Origin of the sequence: Psychromonas sp. Urea-02u-13 (genome assembly GCF_002835995.1) — a bacterium.
Classification (GTDB): Bacteria; Pseudomonadota; Gammaproteobacteria; order Enterobacterales; family Psychromonadaceae; genus Psychromonas.
This window is the reverse complement of record NZ_PJBZ01000266.1, coordinates 1-475: the sequence shown is the minus strand read 5'-3', so window position 1 is coordinate 475 and position 475 is coordinate 1. Positions and strand designations below refer to the sequence as shown.

Here is a 475-nt window from a genome sequence, read left to right as displayed (position 1 = left end):
TTGTTAGGCATTTTGGCCACGATTATATATTGAATTCACTGATAACCAATTTAATAAGATGAAAATACTTATAATTATAATTAGACCAAATTCTTGACCACTAATCATACCTGAATCCAAATTAGCAATGATGTAGATTGCCATGAAAGCTAAGGATAAATACTTTAAAACATTGAATCCTTTAACTTGTCGCTTACCTAAAGCTAAATAAAGCGAATAAAAGCCAGCAATACCATAGGAGATTGTAACTAAAGCAAAGCCTATTTTCCAAAGTAATGCAGTTGCTCCCAAAATAACCATAACCCCTATAGCTATAAATAAAGAGGAAATCAAAATACTGATGATTGATAGAAAATATTTCAAATAAACTCCAGATTTAATGCCTAACGCCTGCTTAAGCGGATAAAAATAGTTGGCTATAATTGTGGAGCGAAGCGGAACGTAGCCAACTGTTTTTATTCCGTTTAAAGCTCTT

The 475-nt window shown here is 32.2% G+C and carries 1 protein-coding gene; it reads right to left on the bottom strand.

Annotation, left to right across the window (positions count from 1 at the left end):
* Positions 1–3: 3 nt before the first annotated feature.
* Positions 4–475: hypothetical protein (locus CXF74_RS21685; protein ID WP_198552970.1), on the bottom strand; the 472-nt coding region annotated here is incomplete at its 5' end.